Here is a 2791-nt window from a genome sequence, read left to right as displayed (position 1 = left end):
GGGGTCGCGAGTTCGAATCTCGTTTCCCGCTCCAATTTTATATGGCGGCATAGCCAAGCGGTAAGGCAGAGGTCTGCAAAACCTTTATTCCCCAGTTCGATTCTGGGTGCCGCCTCCACAATCGTTACCCATGCCGGGGTGGCGGAACAGGCAGACGCAACGGACTTAAAATCCGTCGGTTGGAAACAACCGTACCGGTTCGATTCCGGTCCTCGGCACCAATTAAGACTAACTTTGGGTTAGTCTTTTTTTCTTATATACAATTAAAACGATTTGTGAAAATTATTACTATAAGTTACGTATAAATATATAAGAGATAGATAAATCTATGAATAAGAAACCTAAGTTATTAATTAGTGAATGCCTATTTGGTGTACCTTGTCGATATGATGGCAAAGATAATTATATAGAAACGATAGAGGCTCTAAAGGAATATTATGAATTAGTACCTGTATGTCCGGAAGTGTTAGGGGGACTTAGTACGCCTCGTGATCCTGCGGAGCGGCAGGGTGAACGTATATGTACTGTTAATGGAGCTGATGTTACCGATGAGTTTGTAAGAGGTGCTCAATTAACAGTTGATATTGCACTAAAATATGGTTGCAAGCAAGCTTTGATGAAGGCGAAAAGTCCTAGCTGTGGATATAAGCGCATTTATGATGGAACTTTTACTAGAACAATGAAAAATGGCCATGGATGTACTGTAGAGGCTCTACTTGAAAAGAATATAACAATTTATACTGAAAATGATATAGAGCTTTTACTTGCAGAAAAAAAGAGATGAGTTTAACTCATCTCTTTTTGATTATATCAAGTTATTTTACTGGTAAAATAACTCAATATAATAGAAAAATAATGGCTACAATATTAATTAAAGACTACTTGTTTGCATTAACAGGATCATTTGCTAATGGTTGTTCACCAAGTAATGTAGTTAAGTTATGTAGATTAAATCGATATTGAGCATTACTAAAATCTCGTGTTGCATCATATCGTTGACTTGGAGCATGCATGAGACCAACTAATGTATCGTATAGCAAATCATTAGTAAAGAATTGATGCTCGTGTTTTGCAAGTACCTCAGCAGTCTGTGGATAGGTTGAGCGATATTGTGGAGATAGGTATACCCAGAATGGAATATGTGTCATAACAAAATCAAATGTATCAGGGTTATGCGATTTGTCTAAACTTTCACCGTGATCGGAGAAATACACCATGGCTTGTAAGTTTAATTTGTCTTTGCCATAATTGTAAATTTGTTGTAATAACCAGTCTGTGTATAATTGGCTGTTAGCATATGCTTCTTGACCATCAGGATACGGACCTTGTTTCCACTTGCTAAATTCATGAGGGTAACGGTCATTGTAATAAATATGACTACCCATAATATGTATAACGATAAAGTTGTTTTTGGTAGGATCTACAGTTTCTAATAATGGCAATAGAGCTTCATCATATCGATCTGAGAATGCATAAGATTCATGGGCCCATTTTGTTGTGTCTGCAGTCTTAGCCATTAATGAAATAGCTGTATCATATTCACCGAATACACCTTGATTGCTAAACCAAGAAGTCGTGTATCCCGCTTTTTTAGCAATATCTAAGATATTGGCTGAATCAAGAAATGGTTTATCATCATATTGATTTCGTTCAGATAGTGCACGCTCCAAGGTTGGTACTGTTTGTACGTAGGATGAATAGGCATTATCAAAGAAGACAAAGTCTTTATTGTCCGAACGCATATTGCCTTGCCATGGAGTATCGTCATATGGGAAGTTTGGATTATATACTTTCATATAATCTCGAGAACTAGATTCTCCAATGACTAGAATAATAGTACCAGGTGTTTTGTTCACCGCTGTTTCCTTTGTGTCTAAATTAAAGGAATCAAATACTAAGTGGTGATTATCATTATATTGTTGCATTTGTTTTACATAATCGCCTGCAGCAATCCAGTTCGCCACAATACAGGTTTGTGGGAACAAGAAGAATGGTACATATACTAAAAAAGCTACAAGGGATGCGATAAGCATAGCTGAGCGCATAGGGCGTGTAGTATTTAAGTTTACTACTGCTTTCATCCCTAAGTTAGACCAGTACAATAAATAAGTCCATAAGATAAGACCAATACTTATTGCTATAAGACCAGGTATTCCAGCTGCATTCTTTAAAAAACCAAATGCTTCTTCTGGATTGGTCATATATACGGCTAGCAGACTGGCTGGCGTTAAGCAATGCCAAGTAGTCATGTAATAGCCAATTTGTAAGAATGGTATTAAGCTCAAGATCATGGAAATGATAGCCATGATTAAGGATGTTGTTTTATGGAAGCGATTTGTTTGGTTCAGTAAAAACTGAATGCCTGATAATCCCATGAAAATTAATAAGCCAAATAAAAAATCATTAGCAAATTCATAGAAGTATAATGGCTTCACATAGGACCAATGGAATAAAAGAGGAAAGGTAAGTGCCCATAAGATTCCGACTAGGCCATACCCTAAAAAAGGCCTGTGGAAAACGGTACACCCCATAAAATATTGAAATAAAAAGGTACCTACAATTGTTGGTACAGCTAAAATCGTAATATCCTCTACATCAAGCCCTAAGGTTATGGGCTCATAAATTAAAAATAAGATGATATATAAAACAATACCTATAATACCAAAGCGAAAAATTGGATTTCGCCCAATTTGCCTCACACTCGATGACATAATAAATCCTCTCTAAAAGGAATACACAATAACGTATCTTTTTTTAATATCTTGAATTGCAATAAGTAATGCGACAAAAT

The 2791-nt window shown here is 36.3% G+C and carries 2 protein-coding genes and 2 tRNA genes; 3 read left to right on the top strand and 1 reads right to left on the bottom strand.

The window, feature by feature from the left end:
- Positions 1–43: 43 nt before the first annotated feature.
- The 3 genes from HMPREF1865_RS06180 (at position 44) to HMPREF1865_RS06170 (ending at position 784) form a co-directional block, all read left to right on the top strand.
- Positions 44–118, top strand: a tRNA-Cys gene (locus HMPREF1865_RS06180).
- A gap of 14 nt (positions 119–132) precedes the next feature.
- Positions 133–221 (top strand) — tRNA-Leu (locus tag HMPREF1865_RS06175).
- Between the two features lie 107 nt (positions 222–328).
- Entirely contained in the window at positions 329–784 is a 456-nt protein-coding gene (locus tag HMPREF1865_RS06170; protein WP_004693200.1) for a 2-thiouracil desulfurase family protein, read from the top strand.
- A 94-nt stretch (positions 785–878) separates the two neighbouring features.
- Here HMPREF1865_RS06170 and HMPREF1865_RS06165 read toward each other — a convergent pair whose 3' ends face one another.
- Positions 879–2711, bottom strand: coding sequence for a phosphoethanolamine transferase (locus HMPREF1865_RS06165; protein WP_004693202.1), 1833 nt, complete (start codon positions 2709–2711; stop codon positions 879–881).
- Positions 2712–2791: the final 80 nt, after the last annotated feature.

The sequence above is a fragment of the Veillonella parvula genome (assembly GCF_001553335.1).
Taxonomy (GTDB): domain Bacteria; phylum Bacillota; class Negativicutes; order Veillonellales; family Veillonellaceae; genus Veillonella; species Veillonella parvula_S.
This window is presented reverse-complemented; position numbering and strand designations above follow the sequence as displayed.

Coding starts and splice junctions, on each gene's coding strand:
- HMPREF1865_RS06170 (WP_004693200.1), top strand. CDS start 329: ATGAATAAGAAACCTAAGTTATTAATTAGTGAATGCCTATTTGGTGTA.
- HMPREF1865_RS06165 (WP_004693202.1), bottom strand. CDS start 2,711: ATGTCATCGAGTGTGAGGCAAATTGGGCGAAATCCAATTTTTCGCTTT.